This window comes from Corynebacterium sp. HMSC06C06 (assembly GCF_001807295.1).
In the GTDB taxonomy this organism is placed as follows: Bacteria; Actinomycetota; Actinomycetes; order Mycobacteriales; family Mycobacteriaceae; genus Corynebacterium; species Corynebacterium striatum.
On the sequence record NZ_KV788492.1, the window covers coordinates 72,042 to 88,984 of the forward strand.

Here is a 16,943-nt window from a genome sequence, read left to right on the forward strand (position 1 = left end):
GTAGGAGCTGCGATTGTCGTTGGGCCTAAAAGGAGAAAAAGAGTAACGTATTCGGCCGAAGTAAAGGAGTATGTGTGCGAGTTCTCGTTGCGATGTCAGGTGGCGTCGATTCCTCGGTGGCTGCAGCCCGAGCGGTGGAGGCAGGCCACGACGTCGTGGGCGTGCACTTGGCCCTACATAAGGATGCTCAGCAGACCCGTGAGAAGGCGCGAGGCTGCTGCTCCTTGGAGGACTCTGCAGACGCGCGTCGCATCTGTGACAAGCTGGGCATTCCTTTCTACGTGTGGGATTTTTCCGAGCAGTTTAAAGAGGAGGTCATCGGGGACTTCGTGGATTCTTATGCCCGCGGCGAGACGCCGAATCCTTGTCTGCGGTGCAACGAGAAGATCAAGTTCCGGGCGCTGCTCCAAAAGGGCATGGCGCTCGGCTTCGATGCCGTAGCCACGGGCCATTACGCCACGCTTGACGACGCCGGCTACATGCGCCGTTCCAAGGACGAGAACAAGGATCAGTCCTATGTTCTCGGCGTGATTTCCGCAGAAGAGCTCGAGCATTGCTACTTCCCGATTGGTGATACCCCAAAGCCGCAGATTCGCGAGGAAGCGGCGCGGCATGGCTTTTCCACAGCGAAGAAGCCCGATTCCTACGACATTTGCTTTATTCCGGATGGCAATACGCAGGTATTTTTGGGCTCCCGAATCGGTTTGCGTCCGGGCATGATCGTGGACCAGGAGGGCCAGGAGCTCAAGCAACATGATGGTGCGTGGAACTACACCATCGGTCAGCGCAAGGGCCTTGACATTAAGGAGCCCACGGCGGACGGGCGCCCGCGCTATGTCACGGATATCGACGCTGCAACAGGAACGGTGACGGTAGGCGCGCGCGAGGATTTGGCGGTTTCAACGATTCAGGCAGATCGCCTGAAGTATCTGCACCCGGCCATGGACGGCGAGCTGGAGTGCGAGGTTCAGGTTCGCGCGCACGGGTCGGTTGTGCCTTGCAAGGCATACGTGGATCGTGAAGGCGACAAGATGACGCTGGAGCTGAAGCAACCCCTCTCGGGTGTCGCACGCGGCCAAGCTGCAGTGCTGTACCTGCCAAGCCCCGATGAGCTGGGCGACATCGTCTTGGGTTCCGGAACCATCTGCGGGACGGCATAGTGACGGGCTTTTCGTTGGGTCCGATGCGTGGGGTTTCCATGACGGAGGCTGCCGACATCGTGATGGGCGAGTCTGGGCATCTGCCGGCGATTCCGCAGCTTCCCGAGCGCGGGCTTGGTGCGGATGCCGTGGGCTCTACGGCCGCGCTTTTAGAAGCGGTCAACGTTGACCGCGGCCCACGCGCGTGGCAGATGACCCAGTGCCCACAGCTGATGATGCGACGCACCTGGGATCTGTGGGAGCGTGATTTGGACGCCATCCAAGAGGTATGGGGCGAGTCTGTTCCCGCTTTAAAGATGCAGGTTATGGGGCCGTGGAGCTTAGCAGCGGCGGTAGAACTTGCGAATGGACACCGTGTGCTTTCCGACGCCGGTGCTACCCGCGATCTGCATGAAGCCCTGCAGATGGGCATCGCCGATCACGTGGCTAAGTTGCAGCGGCGTTTTCACGGTCAGGTGCGGGTGCAGGTGGATGAGCCATTAATTGGCGACGTCCTTACTGGAAAGGTCCCCGGTACCACCGACTTTGACGAGATTCGCGCGATCCCAGCGGAAGTTGCTCGGGAGAAGCTCAAGGAGTTGGGTGCGGACTATCTCGTTTCGGGGACGCATTGGGAAATCGTCGATGCCGCGGAAACATTCGTGACTGACTTCGTTGGGCTCGACACGGCAAAGAACATCGATGGCCTTGGCGAGTTCTTAAGCGAAGGCAAGCGAATCGGTTTCGCAATCGCGGGTGTCGATGCGCGGGCAGAAGCAGTGGCTGTGGCCCGGCACTTTGACCGCATGGGTATGCCACGGCAGCTGCTGGTGGATGCGGTGGACGTGGTGCCAAGGGAGGCGTCGGCAAGCACGCTGCGCTCGGTCGTGGAGACGGCGGGCATGTTGGTGCGCGACGCCGGTGATCTCTAGCTAGTCGACCCTGCCGAGTTTGTCGGTGGAGTTGAAGAAGCGCTCCATGTAGGGGATGACGAATTGCAGCTCGCCGTGGGCGGCGGGCTCGATGAGGTCGGCGTCGATAAGCCTTTGGCGCGTTGCCGAAAGCGAGCGGACCGTGCGGCCTTGGCTTTCTGCAATCTCCGTAATCGTGGCGATGCCATCAACGGAAGCACTAGACATCGAGTCAAGGAACTGGCGCTGAGCAGGAGGCAGCGAAGACGCGGCGGGCAAGTGCACTTGAGTGCACAGGATGGAAATGGCTTCGTCGGCAATGCTGTCTACGTCTGAAGCTTCAATCTGGGTCTCGTCGCGGGCGTATGCGCGCTCCCAAGCCAAGGAACCCACCAGCTGAACGAGGTATGGGTAGCCCTTCGACAGCTCGACGGCCTTGCTGATTGCCTCCGATGAGAAATTAAGGCCCGAGTCAGCTGCGGTGGCAGTAAAGGCTTCGGAGGCGTTGCCTGCAGAAAGCGGACCCAGAACGAATCTTTGGGCGCGGCGTAAGAAAGTAACGCCTGGGAGATCGAGCAGGCGGTTGACGCCTTGCGGCAATCCGGCGGCGACAAAGGAAATGTCGAGCTCATCGCGCAGGAGATCCTGGTAGGCCACTGCGATAGAAGTGAGGTCTTCTACTGAGGCGTCTTGAACTTCGTCGATGCTGAGCAGAATTCCGACCCCGCCGATTCCGATGCGGTTGATTTTCCGCTTATCTCGGGACGCGAGTTGCTCGATCAACCGCGGAATGGTGGTCTCGACGAGCTCCTCGACCATGTTGGTGCGCCCAGAAGCTCGAATGCATATCCAGCCTTGTGCTTTCGCAGAATCCTCCAGTTCATTGAGCAGAACTGTCTTTCCGATACCGCGCGCACCGCTGACGATCATCGTGCGAGCGGAGACGCCGGCTGGGGACTGCAGGGCATTGCGGAATGCATCGAGCACAGCAGTGCGGCCCACCCAATAAAGAGGCGGGACTCCGAAGGTGGGGCGGAAAGGATTACTGCGGGTGCCCATAGACGGCAAGGCTACCTCAAGATGGGAGATTCTGGAGATTTGGGAGACTTCTCGAGGGTCGGAGATTTGGGAGACTTTCTGTGAAAGGCCACTTTCCAGCATAAAGTGCCGTCATGACTACCAACCGGCTGAAGTGGCCTTCGATACGCTCGAATCTTTTGGTGCTGACTATCTCCACGCTGAACCTTTGTGGGAGATGGCAGCCGCGGCAGGTACTTTCATCACCTTGTTCAAGGGGTTGGAGACTGGGCAGAACATCGACGGCTTGGGCGAACATCTCAGCGAGGGACGCCGCATTGGTTTTGCGATTGCTGGTGAAGATGCTCGTGCGCGACGCGGGGGATCTGTAGGCGTAGCGCGACTGCGCCCGCATAAAGCGCGGTCAGCGCCACGAGCGCATACCACCACCAGATGCTCAGCGAGCTGTTCCAGCCGAGTACACCTCCGAGAAAAGCGACGACGAGCCAGGTTATCACGGCATCGAAAATGCGGTAGCTCGTGATTTTCGGAGCGGTCCAGGACTTCCATATGGACCAGACGATGTTGCAGAGGAAAAATGCGGTGACCAGCAGGGGTAAATAGTCCATCATGGCAGCTCCTTGAAGATGGTTCGCGTGATGTTTTCGGTCCCGGCAGGGGAATCGTTGTTGACGAAGGCTGCGTGGCGAGTGCGTGGGTCAATGATGAGCATCGAGGAATAGCCGTAGGTGCCGCCGTTGTGCCAGAAGCCGCCGCCGTCCTCGACTGGGTTTTCTTGCCAGCCATGGGTGAAGTCGCCGTACGCGAGCATCCACTCGGCAAACTTAGTCATGTCGTGTGCAGTCGAACGGATAGCGCCGGCTGGACCTGTGCCGGGCATCTCCCAGGGTTCGGCGCTTCTGCCGCGATTGGTCAGCCCGCGCGAGGCGTTGTCAGGCACTGCCCCTAGGCTCATGAGGTAAGTCTCCTCCATGCCGGCGGGCTCGAGGATGTTGGATCGTAGGAGCTGCTCGTAGGATTTGCCGGAGGACTCTTCTAGCACCAAGCCCAACAAGGCGTATCCGAGGTTGGAATAGGACTCGGTGCCGCGGCCCGTTAATTTCGCGTCCTTGGCGGCGGAGAGGATGTCTGCCTTGGTCTCGTTGGCGTAGGGATTCTTGCCGCTAAAAGCCGAGGTTAAGCTAAGAAAGCTGGTGCCTTGGGCGAGGCGGGGAAGTCCCGAGGTGTGCTCGGTGAGCTCGGTGAGGGTGACGTCGCTAATGGGGGAGTCGCCGGTGTCGAGGACCTCGCCCACCTTGGTTTCGTAGGTCAGATGCTGGCTCTCAACCTCCTGGCGCAGCAGTTCAGCGGTGAACATCTTGGTTACGGAGCCGATTTCGACCTCGGTATGTTCGTCGGCGCCAAGGCCTGCGAAGGAGACCTTGCCGTTCGACAGCGTAAAGGCCGTCAGATTGTGGTGTCCGCGCTGTGCATTGTCACGCAGCTTCTGGGCTAGGTCGGTCGAGCCAGTGGCCTCGGTTGCCAGGGCGATGCGGTGAGGGCCTACCAGGACAAGGCCGGCTGCTACGAGAGCAGCGACCAGGAATCCGATTGCGAGTTTGCCAATGGAAAAGTTCATTAGTGTGCCTCCACCGCCGTGATGATTGTCATGAGGGGGATGACGCGGGCCGGCCGGATTTCGAAGGCGCCGGACTTGGATTTGGCGATCCACCCGGCGCTGCTGAGTTCGTTGAGGTGGTGATATGCGGTTCCTGTCGAGCTAGCCAGCCCCTCCTGCACAAGGTCGCTGACGCTGGCGGGCGCACACAGGAGGCGACGCAGGATCTCCGCGCGGGTGGGATGTGCGATGGCGCTAAGACGCTTGATGCTTTCTTCCCAAGACTCGTCGGTGACGAATTGGGTGGGGCGCTGCCATTGGTATTTGTACTCGCGATTGCCGATGGTGACGTCGCCGCCAAAGATGACGGAGCCGTCGGGAATGTCGGGCCCTTCTTCGAGGGCCTCGACGAGCCAGTAGCGGGAATCGGAGGTGGGTGCTGGGGGCGGAGTGACCGAGTGCTGCCCTTCGAGAGCCTCGACACGGGCCTCGAGGGCGGCGAGGCGGGCTTCGAGTTGAGGTGCGGAAGTTCTGGAATTCATATTTATAGAATTCCAGAATTTTAAAAATGTCGCAATATTTAGCCAATCATTGGCCAAGCGGTGGAGATGTCGCTTGCGTCCTTACCTTGGCCTTCCAAGTACTTCTTGAAGGACTCGCGGTCCTTGTACCACTCGACGGCCTGGTACTCCATGAGCTCGGTGGTGTCCATTTGGGCCAGTTCTGGGAAGTGCTGACGCACCTGCATCCAGGCGATGCGAGCTGCGGCGAGTGCGTCCGAGGTTGCTTCGTGAGCGTTTTCGAGGGTGACGCCGTAGTGTGCAGAAACGTCGCCAAGCGTGCGCTTGCCCTTGCGCCACTTGTCCTTGACTCGGTCGATGACGAAGGGATCGAAAACCGGACCGTCAACCGTGAAATCGCCCGTGAGTGCGCGCAAAACGGAGAGGTCATAGGCGGCGTTGTAGACGATGAGCGTCAGACCGTCGTCCCACGCCTGACGGATGGAGCGGAGCGTCTCGGCTAGGACTTCGTCGTGTGGCTGGCCCTCCGCGCGTGCCTTTTCAGTGGTGATGCCATGGATCTTGGCGGCTGCCTCGGGGATTTCCACGCCGGGGTCTGCGAGCATTTCGCGTTTGTCGACGTCGCGTCCATCAATGCGCACCAACGCAGAGGTGACGATGCGCGCTTCTTTGGGGTTGACGGAGGTGGTTTCGAGGTCGAAGGAGAGCATGCGGGTGGCGTCGAAGTTCATGTGAAACACTCTAGCGCTTGGATCGGACACGGACTGTGGCACTCGGTGTCGGAGGTGATGACTAGACTGGTTGACCGTGACTAACTCTGCAGAAAACTCCGTAGATATCCAACGAAAGTGGTCCGAGCTTGCGCAAGAAGTGCGTAAGCACCGCGAGCTCTATTACAACGGTGAGCCTTCGATCCCTGATGCTGACTTTGACGAACTGTTTCAGCGCCTGCTCAAGCTTGAGGCAGAGCATCCTGAGTTGGCTGTTCCTGATTCGCCCACCCAACAGGTTGGCGCGGCGCCGGAGGGCGCTGCGGATATTGAGCACTTGGAGCGCCTCTACAGCTTGGACAATGTATTCAATGAATCGGAGATGCAGGATTGGCTCGACCGAACGCCGGCGCAGACGTACCTGACTGAGCTGAAGATTGATGGCCTGTCCATCGACTTGGTCTATCGGGATGGCAAGCTGACCACGGCGGCAACCCGTGGCGACGGCCGCGTGGGAGAGGACATAACCGCCAATGCCAAGGTGATTACGGATATCCCGCACGAGCTAAGCGGCACCGATGAGTATCCTGTGCCGGCGCTGATTGAGGTTCGCGGCGAGGTCTACATGCGCCCTGACGAGTTTGCGGAGATCAACGCGGCGCGCCGCGAGGATGGCAAGCCGACGTTTGCCAACCCGCGTAATGCTGCGGCAGGTGGCCTGCGCATGAAGGACCCCAACGAGGTGAAGAAGCGCCGCCTACACATGGTGTGCCACGGTATTGGCGCACGTGATGGCTTCCAACCAAGCTCCCAACATGATGCCTACCAGGCCTTGGAGGCCTGGGGATTCCCAGTCTCGCCGTACACCAAGCAGGTTAAATCAGCGGCCGCAGTGCAAAAGGAAATCAATCACTGGGCGGAACACCGCCATGACGCCTATTTTGAAATGGACGGCCTCGTGGTCAAGGTCGACGACTTGGCTTCGCAGCGTGCGTTGGGTGCGACGTCCCGCGCGCCGCGTTGGGCCATCGCTTATAAATACCCGCCTGAGGAGGTGACCACCAAGCTGCTGGACATTGAGGTAGGAGTGGGTCGCACGGGCAGGATCACGCCATTCGCGGTGATGGAGCCGGTGTTTGTCTCAGGCTCCACGGTGTCGAAGGCGACCCTCCACAATCAGTTCGAGGTAAAGAACAAGGGCGTGATGATTGGCGATACCATTGTCATCCGCAAGGCCGGCGAGATTATCCCTGAGGTGCTGGGACCGGTTCTGGAGCTGCGGGATGACTCCGTGCACGAGTGGGTATTTCCGGAGAATTGTCCTTCCTGCGGCACCAAGCTGGCACCGCAAAAAGACGGCGACCAAGACTGGCGTTGCCCGAATACACGTAGCTGCCCAGCTCAGCTTTCCGCGCGCCTTGAGTACTTGGCCTCCCGCAAGGGTATGGACATTGAGGCATTGGGGGAGAAGGCCGCGGTAGATCTCATTGAGTCGGGCGTGCTTGTTGACGAAGCGGATCTTTTCGACCTCGACGAAGAAAAGCTTCTGAAGTCCTCTGCCTATACGACAAAAGCAGGCAAGCTCAACGCGCAAGGCAAGAAGCTGTTGAAGAACTTGGAAAGCGCGCGGCAGACTGATTTTTGGCGAGTGCTTGTCAGCCTGTCCATTCGCCACGTTGGCCCGATTGCAGCGCGTGCACTGGCCACTAGGTATCGCTCGATGGAGGCGCTGCGGGCAGCGTCGGAAAGCGACCTCGCGGATACCGACGGCGTAGGCGGGATCATCGCGGCGTCGTTTAAAGCGTGGTTCGAGGAAGATTGGCATCGCAACATCGTCGAGAAGTGGGCTGCCGCAGGCGTGACCATGGAGGATACCGCTACGGAGCAACACGAGCAGACCCTGGAAGGCTTGACCATCGTGGTGACGGGCACGCTGGAGAACTTCTCTCGCGACTCGGCCAAGGAGGCCATCATTACGCGCGGCGGCAAGGCGTCGGGCTCGGTGTCCAAGAAAACGGACTACGTGGTGGTCGGTGAGAACGCTGGTTCTAAGGAAACCAAGGCGCGTGAGCTGGGTCTTACCATCCTGGATGAAGCCGGATTCCAGCGCTTGTTGGAGACGGGTGAAGCTTAGGCGATGAAGCTGGCGGCCTTTGACCTGGACGGCACCGTCTACTTCGACGGAAGTGTGCCTGATGGCATTGCGGAGGAAATCGCCGCTTGGCGTGCCGCCGGCAACTTAGCGGTGGTGACCACGGGCAAGTCTGCATTCTCTGCGCGCCGCGACTTGCGTGGCTCGGGGCTCGAATTTGATTACTACCTGCTGTGTAACGGGACCGTCATCATGGACGGCGAGTGGAACCTGCTCTATGAAAGCCACGTGCCACCGGCGGTGGTCGAAGCGGTTTATACCAAGCTTCACGACGTCCCGGCTATCGACCTGTATTGCACGCGGCTGCGTGAGCGTGACGGGGCGCTGCTGCGCAAGGTAGAAGGGTTGCACAACCCGATTATTAAAGACCCAGTTCCGGTTGAGCTTAACGCTGGTGTCTTTCCGTTGGTGGCGGTGTGGACGCCGGGGCAGAAGAACCTGCAGCTGGAGATCGCCTCGTGGGTGCGGCAGCGCTTCGACGTTGGTACGGCGATGAACCGGAATTTCTTCGATATCACGCCGCCGGGCCATGACAAGGGGTTCGCTATCAACTGGTTGCTCGAGTACCTGCACCGCCCCCGTGCCGAGATGCAGGTGATCACCTTTGGCGATGGACACAACGACCTGCCCATGCATGCGCTTGCCGACGTCTCGGTAACCTTTCCGTGGGCCGCGCCTGAGGTGCAGGCGGCATGCGATGTTGTTGCCGAAGACGTGATCACGGCCTTGAGGGGCCTAGAAAACTAATGCGGCTCTTTGCGCAACTAGCGCAGGAATGCCCCCAAGATAGTTCCCAAGTGTCCAAGGTGCTCGACCTCTGATGCGAGGTAGTCAGGTCCACCGACGCGGCCCATTACGATGACGTAGTCGGTGCCAACGAGGGGGGCAGCGGCTAGTGCAGAATCAAGGAGTGCCCAGGACTCAGGGATCCAGTCCTCGCGCTCAGGGTGAAGGACTCGGGCGGTGTCTACGGCGATGCTAGTGGGGATGGAGCCGTCATCTTCTGGTGCGGCATCGGAGCCAGCCACGCGGCTGATGGGGGCATTGATGTTGATTACGATGGCCCAGTTAGAGGTAAGTGCCTTCGGGATTGCAGCGCATACTTCCTGCATAGCGGCGGTGACGTTGTTCTTGGAAGCGACGTCGGCAAGCAAGCTAATCTGGCCGCGGCGGTCGACGCGGCCACTAAATGGTCGGATGGAGTCGATCTCTACGCCGTCGACGCCTTGCGCGGCTGTAATAATCTCATCCGCCATGGTCCCTTGCGGAAGTTCGATGACAATGTCATCCATGACAGTTCCGTCGGGGAAGTTTTCCACGATGTCTACCGATTGAATATTGGCATTGACGTTGCCTAACGCGTCCGCCAGCAAGCCTAAACTGCCAGGTGTGTCTGGAATGAGGACGCGTACGAGGAAGGACATGACTAACTTTCGGTAGGAGGAATAGTTTTTACCATCGTACAAGCCGCAATTGACGCTGTTCAATAAAGACGCGGGTGTATCCATATCGTTACCTGCAGGTGGGACTGGTGCTGTGGTGTCCGGTTGGGTGCAGTAACATGGTGCGATAGCTACAAGCATGTAACCAATCACGTCTGTGAATAAAAGGATGGAGAACGCGTGTCTGAGATTTCGCGTGAAGAGGTCGCGCACCTGGCTAAGCTGTCGCGCCTCGCGCTGAGCGACGAAGAGCTGGAGCAGTTTGCGACGCAGATCGACAAGATTGTCGATTCCGTGTCTGCCGTGGGCAAGGTCGATGCCGAGGGTGTTGAGCCGATGTCCCACCCGCACTCCGTTGTTGCCCCGATGCGTGAGGACGTCATTGTTCGCACGCTGACCGCCGAGCAGGCTTTGGACCAGGCTCCGGCTGCAGAGGATGAGCGTTTCGTAGTACCGCAGATTCTGGGTGGAGGAGACGAATAATGGCTACTTTTATCGCTCCAACCGAGGGAGTTCTGTCCATGACCGCTGCGGAGCTGGCGGAGAAGATTCACTCCCGCGAGCTGACGTCGCGCGAGGTTACCCAGGCTTTCTTGGACCGCATCGCGGAGACCGATGGCGAGCTCAACGCGTTCCTGTACGTCGGTGCAGAGCAGGCGCTCGCTACCGCCGACGCTGTCGATAAGGCACTCGACGCGGGGGAGAAGCCGGCGTCAGCTCTAGCTGGCGTGCCATTGGCACTTAAGGACCTTCTGGTTACCACCGACGCACCGACCACCGCAGCATCCAAGATGCTCGAAGGCTGGATGTCTCCTTATGACGCCACACTGGTCACCAAGCTGCGCGAGGCAGGCATCCCGATCCTGGGCAAGACGAACCTGGACGAGTTCGCCATGGGTTCTTCCAATGAGAACTCCGCTTATGGCCCAGTCCATAACCCGTACGATACTGACCGCACCCCGGGCGGTTCTGGCGGCGGCACCGCCGCTGCACTGGCTGCGGGCCAGGCACCGCTGGGCATTGGTACCGATACCGGTGGATCCATTCGTCAGCCGGCCGCCCTGACCAACACCGTTGGCGTGAAGCCGACCTACGGCACCGTGTCCCGTTACGGCCTGATCGCCGCCGCATCTTCGCTGGACCAGGCTGGTCCGACCGCTCGCACGGTTCTGGATACTGCACTGCTGCACGAGATCATCGCGGGCCACGATTCCTTCGATGCCACCTCGGTGGACAAGCCGGTTGCTCCGGTTGTCGCTGCTGCCCGCGAGGGTGCTAACGGCGACCTCTCGGGCGTGAAGGTTGGCCTCATCAAGCAGTTCGAGCGCGATGGCTGGCAGCCGGGCGTCATGGAGGCCTACCACGCCGCGGTAGAGCAGCTCAAGGCGCAGGGCGCGGAGATTGTCGAGGTGGACTGCCCACACTTTGATGATGCGCTGGCCGCTTACTACCTGATCATGCCGTGCGAAGTTTCCTCGAACCTCGCTCGCTTCGATGGCATGCGTTACGGCCTGCGTGAAGGCGACGACGGCACGCACTCTGCTGAAGAGGTCATGTCCCTCTCGCGTGCTAAGGGCTTTGGTCCCGAGGTCAAGCGCCGCATCATGCTGGGCACCTACGCGCTGTCCGTGGGTTACTACGACGCGTACTACCTGCAGGCACAGCGCGTGCGTACCCTCATTGCGCAGGACTTTGCCAAGGCATTTGAGCAGGTTGACGTCCTAGTTTCCCCAACCACTCCGACCACGGCCTTCAAGCTGGGCGAGAAGGTTGAGGATCCGATGGCGATGTACAACTTCGACCTGTGCACCCTGCCACTGAACCTGGCTGGCGTGTGCGGCATGTCCGTTCCTTCCGGCTTGGCGTCGGACACGAACCTGCCCACCGGTCTGCAGATCATGGCGCCAGCGTTTGCCGACGATCGCCTCTACAAGGTTGGCGCGGCATACGAGGCTGGCCGAAAGTAGCGGCGATGCCTGAGCAAGACTGGACCGAGGGCTTCCGGGCAGGTTATGCCGCCGGATTCTCTGATGGGTTCCGTGCGGCACGTGAGGCTCTCTCTTCTGGCGAGCTCGCACCCGCTGCGGTGCCACACAAGCATGTTGCTAAGAAGCGGTATGGCACCGCCACCGTGACAGGCAAGCAGCAGCTTTCAGTCGATATGATTCGGGTCTTTGCTCAGGCGCCCGATATGGTCGGTCTTTCCTTAGACAAGACGGATCACTACATCAAGATTTTCTTCGGTGAGCAGACGCGTTCGTACACGTTGCGCAAGGTGGACACCGCCGCCGGAGAGATCGCGATCGACTTCTTCTTCCACGGTGATGTTGGGGTGGCAGGACCATGGGCGCGTGATGTGCACGTGGGAGAAACGTTTTCTTATAAGGGGCCAGGCGGCAAGTGGTCACCGACGACACCGCTGCCCGGGGTTCAAGAGTTTGTGTTTGCTGGCGACGAGTCGGCGGCACCAGCGATTGCTTGTGGCCTGGAGAGGATTCCGGCTGGGGCGAGCGCAACTGCCTACGTGGAGGTCGCAGCACCGGGCCACGAGATTCCGATGCCGGAGGGCTCGTCGGTGGTGTGGCTGTACCGGGAGGGTGGGCCGGCAGGGCAGGCGCTTGTCGACGCCCTGCGTGAACACAACGTAAAGCACGCGCGTACGGCCTGGTTCGTGCGTGGGCCGTCGAGCATCGTGAAGGATGTGCGGCGCTACCTGTTCCGGGAGAGGGGCGTCGCTAAGCAGGATGCGTCGATCTCTGGATACTGGAAGAACCGGCGATAGGGTTTTGAGCGCACGCGTTGTTTGAGGGTGGGACACACTGTACGAGAGATGAATAAGGCGCCCTCGGCCGCCCTCCCTACTTTAAGGGTGGCTGACAGGGCGCCTTATTTGGTTTGCTACTTAACTCCTAGGCTGTCGCCGAAGTTACTTTGCATCTGAAAGGAAGTATGCAGCGCCCGCAGAGGCTGCAGTCACGGTAAGGACAGACGGCCACGCTCCGATCTTCTTAGCGAGGGGGTGGGAAGCGCCGAATGCGCCGAGGTAGAGCGCAGACAGAGCGGCAGTGGTGGCAGGATTGGTCTTGTCGAGCCAGGAACGGCCGGCCCAGATGCCCGCCGCGCCGAGGATTACGCCACCGAGAGGGCGGATACCCGTTTCTTTGGCGGTTACCCAGCCGCCGATGAGGCCAAGGGCAACGGTGGTTGCGGTGGATACTTGCTTTGGTTTCTTTACATCAATCATGGACATGGGGTCAGTTTAGGCTTCCTTTTGGGGAGATGGCTAGACTTCCCGGCATGACAGTGCCCACTTTTGCAGCCGTCTCAGAGGTGCCACCGGAACGCGATGCGTGGCGCGCGATGTTCGCGCTTTCCCTGGGATTTTTCGTCTCCCTGTTGGATCAATCGATGATTGCGGTGGCCCTCCCTCGCATTCAGGCTGATTTGTCAGCCAACGTCAATGAGGTTCTGTGGGTCTCAGCCATTTACTTGCTAGCGGTGGTCGTGCCACTGTTGTTCACGGGTCGCTTGGGAGACGTCTTCGGACAAAAGAAGATGTTCCAGTGTGGAGTGAGTTTGTTTGGTATCGGCGCGCTGATGTGCGCGCTGGCGCCAAATATTCAGATATTGATTGCAGCCCGTGCGGTGCAGGGTATTGGTGCTTCGTTGCAGATGCCGCAGACGATGGCGGTTATTAATCGCGTGTTCGCGCGTGAACGCCGCGGCCGCGCGCTGGGCGCCTGGGGTGTTATTGGTTCGGTTGCTTCGCTGACTGGACCATTGCTGGGTGGCTTTTTGGTCGGTGCATTCGGCTGGCAAGCGGTCTTTTGGGTGCACATGCCTTTCGTTATCGCTGCCGTGGTGCTTTCGGCAATTTGGGTACCCGTGCTCCAGACGACGTCTCGCAAGATCGATGTGCTGTCGGTATTTGTTTCCTTCCTCGCCCTGACGGCGCTGGTGTTTGGAATACAGCAGGGTCCGGCAACGGGATGGCCGGTGTGGATTTGGGCGCTGTTAGCGTTTGGGTGCCTCGCGTTGGCGGGGTTCATGTGCTTGCAGGCAACAGCAGCTGCGCGAGGAACAGAGCCGCTAGTGCCATTGCAGCTCTTTGCAGATAGGAATTACTCGGTAGGCAGCGTGGCCATCGTGACAATGGGCTTTATGGCGGCCTCGATGATGTTGCCCATCATGCTCTGGCTGCAGAACGAAAAGGGTATGCCGGCGGGGACAGCGGGAATCATCGTCGCTCCAATGGCGATTGTTTCGCTGGTGGTCTCGCCATTGGCGGGCATCTTGGCTGACCGCTTGGACCCGCGGCGCTTGGCGATGACCGGATTTAGCATCCTGGTGGCATCGTTTGGCGCGGCGTTTGCGGTCATCATCAGTGACGTTTCTGCGTGGTGGATGTGTGCTCCTATCGCCTTGCTTGGTTTCGGGCAGTCCTTCATCTGGGGCTCGAATGCTGCGACGACCATGCGCGACGTTGCGCCGGAACTCATGGGCGCTGCTTCGGGCGTGTACAACACCTCGCGCCAAGTGGGGTCGGTGCTCGGCGTTGCTGGGGTGTCTGCGGCGCTGCAAGCGGCGGGGATTGCCACATCGTTATGGGTGATTGTCGCGGTGCTTGCCGTGGGACTATGCGCCTCGCTCTTCTTCAGAGACACCCTGCACGGTGCGGGCGCGGCCCATCAGGGGTAAGTTGGAGAATATGCGCCTTGCTGTACTTACCTCCGGCGGCGACTGCCCCGGACTGAATGCTGTTATCCGCGCGGTCGTTCGCACCGCTTCCAACGAATTTGGCTCCACCGTCGTGGGCTACGAGGACGGATGGGTAGGCCTCATGGAGGACCGCCGTCGCGATCTTTACGACGATGCCGAGATCGACCGTATCCTCCTGCGAGGCGGTACCATCCTCGGCACGGGTCGCCTGCACCCAGACAAGTTCAAGGCTGGGCTGGACACCATCAAGACCAACATGGCGGATGCGGGTGTTGACGCATTGGTCGCCATCGGTGGCGAGGGAACGCTCAAGGGCGCCAAGTGGCTGTCCGACAACGGAATCCCGGTTATCGGCGTTCCGAAGACCATTGATAACGACGTTAACGCTACGGACTACACCTTTGGTTTCGATACCGCAGTATCCGTGGCTACTGACGCTATCGACCGCCTGCACACCACTGCTGAGTCCCATGACCGTATCCTCATCGTCGAGGTCATGGGCCGTCACGTGGGTTGGATCGCATTGCATGCCGGCATGGCTGGTGGCGCTCATTACACGGTTATCCCAGAGGTTCCATTTGACATCGCTGAGATCACCAAAGCTATGGAGCGCCGCTTCCAGATGGGCGAGAAGTACGGAATCATCTGCGTGGCTGAGGGTGCGCTGCCGAAGGAAGGCACCATGGAGTTCGAGGAAGGCGGGGTAGACCAGTTCGGTCACCAGACCTTCAACGGCATTGGCCAAGTCATCGGCGATGAAATCAAGAAGCGTACGGGCTACGACGTTCGTACCACCGTTCTTGGCCACATCCAGCGTGGCGGTACGCCGACTGCCTACGACCGCGTTCTGGCTACCCGTTACGGCGTGCACGCCGCTCGTGCCGCTCACGAGGGCAAGTCCGGTATGTGTGTCGCTTTGCATGGCGAGAACATCGATCTTGTTCCGCTCGAAGAGGCAGTGGGCAAGCTTAAGACGGTTCCGCCAAAGCGTTATGCCAACGCCCAAGCGTTGTTTGGCTAAATAGGACATATATAAAAATGTCACCGCGCCTGTGCGGTGACATTTTTCGTTTTGCCTAGAAGTGGATGCGAGGTAGTGCGCAACCGTATCGGCCATCCTAGGGGAATGCATGCGCGTTCGTGGCTTCATACTAAGATGGCACCCATGACTGCTGCGATGTATGACCTGATGGACTACGACGAGGTCCTTGAAAAGTTTGAACCCGTGATGGGTATGGAAGTTCACGTGGAGCTCAACACGGAGACCAAGATGTTTTCGACATCGCCGACGAACTTCAATGCGGCTCCTAACTCCAACGTAGACCCAGTTTCCTTGGGTCTGCCGGGCGCACTGCCGGTTGTGAACTCTAAGGGCGTCGAAGGCGCTATCAAGATTGGTCTCGCGCTCAACTGCAAGATTGCTGAATCTTCACGCTTTGCTCGCAAGAACTACTTCTACCCAGACCAGCCAAAGAACTACCAGATTTCCCAGTACGATGAGCCTATCGCGTACGACGGTTACCTAGACGTCGTGCTGGAGGATGGCACCGAGTGGCGTGTGGAGATCGAGCGCGCACACATGGAGGAAGATACCGGCAAGCTAACCCACATCGGTGGCGCTACCGGCCGTATCCATGGTGCGACGAGCTCCCTGGTTGACTGCAACCGTGCAGGCATCCCGCTTATTGAGATCGTCACCAAGCCGATCATTGGTGCGGGTGAGCGCGCCCCAGAGGTAGCTAAGGCATATGTTTCTGCACTTCGCGAGCTCGTCGCAGCGCTCGGCGTTTCTGACGCGCGCATGGACCAGGGCTCGATGCGTGTGGACTCCAACCTTTCCCTGCGCCCGATTGGCCAGGAGGAGTTTGGTACCCGTACCGAGACCAAGAACATCAACTCGCTGAAATCCGTCGAGCAGGCAGTGCGCTACGAGATGCAGCGCCAGGCTCAGGTCATCACCGACGGCGGCGAAATCGTGCAGGAGACCCGCCACTACCAAGAAGCTGACGGATCCACCTCTAAGGGCCGTCCGAAGGAGACCGCTGAGGACTACCGCTACTTCAACGATCCGGACCTTCCGCCGGTTATCGTCTCCCGTGACTGGGTCGAAGAGATCCGCAAGACCCTTCCAGAGATGCCGTGGATTCGCCGCGCCCGCATCCAAGAGGAGTGGGGCCTTAAGGATGAGGAGATGCGCGACCTGGTAAACGCCGATGCGCTTGACCTTATCGTCGCTACTGCCGAAGCCGGTGCAAAGCCGGACGAGGCTCGTTCTTGGTGGGTTTCTTACCTGACTGGTAAGGCGAACGAGGCCGGTATCGAGCTGGCCGAGCTCGCAATCACCCCGGAGCAGGTCGCACGGGTTGTGGCTTTGGTTAACGAGGGCAAGCTGACGAATAAGCTTGCTCGCCAGGCTGTCGACGGCGTCTTGGCAGGCGAGGGTGACGTTGATGAGGTCGTCGCAAAGCGCGGGCTCGAGGTTGTGCGTGACGACGGTGCCATTGAGGCAGCCGTGGACGAGGCACTTGCCGCTAACCCAGACATCGTTGAGAAGTACAAGGCCGGCAACACCAAGGTCACCGGCGCAATCGTGGGTGCAGTCATGAAGGCCACCCGCGGTAAGGCTGACCCGGCACAGGTCAACAAGCTGATTGCGGAGAAGCTTAAGTAATTAACTGGGTGCCTTTGCACCTTCGCTACATGGGGACGATTTC

At 59.6% G+C, this 16,943-nt stretch carries 17 protein-coding genes; 10 read left to right on the forward strand and 7 right to left on the reverse strand.

Going from position 1 to position 16,943, the window contains the following annotated elements; genetic code table 11:
• Window positions 1-74 precede the first annotated feature (74 nt).
• Together mnmA and HMPREF3153_RS06895 are read left to right on the forward strand one after the other, a co-directional pair.
• Window positions 75-1,160, forward strand: coding sequence for a tRNA 2-thiouridine(34) synthase MnmA (mnmA, locus tag HMPREF3153_RS06890; protein ID WP_070420419.1), 1,086 nt, complete (start codon window positions 75-77; stop codon window positions 1,158-1,160).
• Window positions 1,160-2,071: a uroporphyrinogen decarboxylase/cobalamine-independent methonine synthase family protein gene (locus HMPREF3153_RS06895; protein ID WP_070420420.1), complete on the forward strand. Its 912-nt coding sequence runs from the start codon at window positions 1,160-1,162 to the stop codon at window positions 2,069-2,071. The genes mnmA and HMPREF3153_RS06895 overlap by 1 nt, the downstream gene beginning before the upstream one ends.
• Here HMPREF3153_RS06895 and HMPREF3153_RS06900 read toward each other — a convergent pair whose 3' ends face one another.
• The 5 genes from HMPREF3153_RS06900 to HMPREF3153_RS06920 all read right to left on the reverse strand — a co-directional run bounded on the left by HMPREF3153_RS06900 (window position 2,072) and on the right by HMPREF3153_RS06920 (window position 5,937).
• Window positions 2,072-3,109, reverse strand: coding sequence for an AAA family ATPase (locus HMPREF3153_RS06900; RefSeq protein ID WP_070420421.1), 1,038 nt, complete (start codon window positions 3,107-3,109; stop codon window positions 2,072-2,074). It lies immediately after the preceding gene.
• 278 nt (window positions 3,110-3,387) lie between these two features.
• Complete coding sequence (locus tag HMPREF3153_RS06905) at window positions 3,388-3,699, reverse strand: hypothetical protein (protein WP_049063734.1); 312 nt, start codon at window positions 3,697-3,699, stop codon at window positions 3,388-3,390.
• Entirely contained in the window at window positions 3,696-4,706 is a 1,011-nt protein-coding gene (locus HMPREF3153_RS06910) for a serine hydrolase domain-containing protein (protein ID WP_188311450.1), read from the reverse strand. Before HMPREF3153_RS06910 ends, HMPREF3153_RS06905 begins: the two co-directional genes overlap by 4 nt.
• Complete coding sequence (locus HMPREF3153_RS06915) at window positions 4,706-5,227, reverse strand: ArsR/SmtB family transcription factor (protein ID WP_046645559.1); 522 nt, start codon at window positions 5,225-5,227, stop codon at window positions 4,706-4,708. The genes HMPREF3153_RS06910 and HMPREF3153_RS06915 overlap by 1 nt, the downstream gene beginning before the upstream one ends.
• A 38-nt stretch (window positions 5,228-5,265) precedes the next feature.
• Window positions 5,266-5,937 carry a 3'-5' exonuclease gene (locus HMPREF3153_RS06920; protein ID WP_046645560.1) on the reverse strand — a complete coding sequence of 224 codons (672 nt, stop codon included), beginning with the start codon at window positions 5,935-5,937 and terminating at the stop codon, window positions 5,266-5,268.
• A 76-nt stretch (window positions 5,938-6,013) separates the two neighbouring features.
• Between HMPREF3153_RS06920 and ligA the strand changes: the two genes are divergently transcribed.
• Window positions 6,014-8,050: an NAD-dependent DNA ligase LigA gene (gene ligA / locus HMPREF3153_RS06925; protein ID WP_165033284.1), complete on the forward strand. Its 2,037-nt coding sequence runs from the start codon at window positions 6,014-6,016 to the stop codon at window positions 8,048-8,050.
• Window positions 8,051-8,053: 3 nt separating this feature from the next.
• Entirely contained in the window at window positions 8,054-8,815 is a 762-nt protein-coding gene (locus HMPREF3153_RS06930; RefSeq protein WP_049063727.1) for an HAD family hydrolase, read from the forward strand.
• 17 nt (window positions 8,816-8,832) lie between these two features.
• Here the strand turns inward: HMPREF3153_RS06930 and HMPREF3153_RS06935 are convergent, their stop codons facing one another.
• A complete protein-coding gene (locus tag HMPREF3153_RS06935; protein ID WP_046645562.1) occupies window positions 8,833-9,492 on the reverse strand; it encodes an ACT domain-containing protein in 660 nt (219 codons plus the stop codon).
• A gap of 198 nt (window positions 9,493-9,690) precedes the next feature.
• On the opposite strand from HMPREF3153_RS06935, the gene gatC reads away from it, so the two are divergent.
• From gatC to HMPREF3153_RS06950, 3 genes are read left to right on the forward strand one after another with little or no spacing between them, the layout of a single operon-like run.
• Window positions 9,691-9,993 carry an Asp-tRNA(Asn)/Glu-tRNA(Gln) amidotransferase subunit GatC gene (gatC, locus tag HMPREF3153_RS06940; RefSeq protein WP_005532113.1) on the forward strand — a complete coding sequence of 101 codons (303 nt, stop codon included), beginning with the start codon at window positions 9,691-9,693 and terminating at the stop codon, window positions 9,991-9,993.
• The gene (gene gatA, locus HMPREF3153_RS06945; protein ID WP_070420422.1) at window positions 9,993-11,477 is read left to right on the forward strand and encodes an Asp-tRNA(Asn)/Glu-tRNA(Gln) amidotransferase subunit GatA; all 1,485 of its coding nucleotides are present in this window, start codon (window positions 9,993-9,995) and stop codon (window positions 11,475-11,477) included. Before gatC ends, gatA begins: the two co-directional genes overlap by 1 nt.
• 5 nt (window positions 11,478-11,482) lie before the next feature.
• Window positions 11,483-12,292 carry a siderophore-interacting protein gene (locus HMPREF3153_RS06950; RefSeq protein ID WP_070420423.1) on the forward strand — a complete coding sequence of 270 codons (810 nt, stop codon included), beginning with the start codon at window positions 11,483-11,485 and terminating at the stop codon, window positions 12,290-12,292.
• Window positions 12,293-12,436: 144 nt separating this feature from the next.
• Here the strand turns inward: HMPREF3153_RS06950 and HMPREF3153_RS06955 are convergent, their stop codons facing one another.
• Window positions 12,437-12,760 carry a hypothetical protein gene (locus HMPREF3153_RS06955; protein ID WP_005532119.1) on the reverse strand — a complete coding sequence of 108 codons (324 nt, stop codon included), beginning with the start codon at window positions 12,758-12,760 and terminating at the stop codon, window positions 12,437-12,439.
• Window positions 12,761-12,807: 47 nt separating this feature from the next.
• Here HMPREF3153_RS06955 and HMPREF3153_RS06960 point away from each other — a divergent pair, with 47 nt between their 5' ends.
• From HMPREF3153_RS06960 to gatB, 3 genes are all read left to right on the forward strand, one after another.
• Entirely contained in the window at window positions 12,808-14,208 is a 1,401-nt protein-coding gene (locus HMPREF3153_RS06960; protein WP_049063761.1) for a DHA2 family efflux MFS transporter permease subunit, read from the forward strand.
• Between the two features lie 10 nt (window positions 14,209-14,218).
• Window positions 14,219-15,250, forward strand: coding sequence for an ATP-dependent 6-phosphofructokinase (locus tag HMPREF3153_RS06965; protein ID WP_034657607.1), 1,032 nt, complete (start codon window positions 14,219-14,221; stop codon window positions 15,248-15,250).
• Between the two features lie 144 nt (window positions 15,251-15,394).
• Complete coding sequence (gatB, locus tag HMPREF3153_RS06970; protein ID WP_070420424.1) at window positions 15,395-16,900, forward strand: Asp-tRNA(Asn)/Glu-tRNA(Gln) amidotransferase subunit GatB; 1,506 nt, start codon at window positions 15,395-15,397, stop codon at window positions 16,898-16,900.
• Window positions 16,901-16,943: the final 43 nt, after the last annotated feature.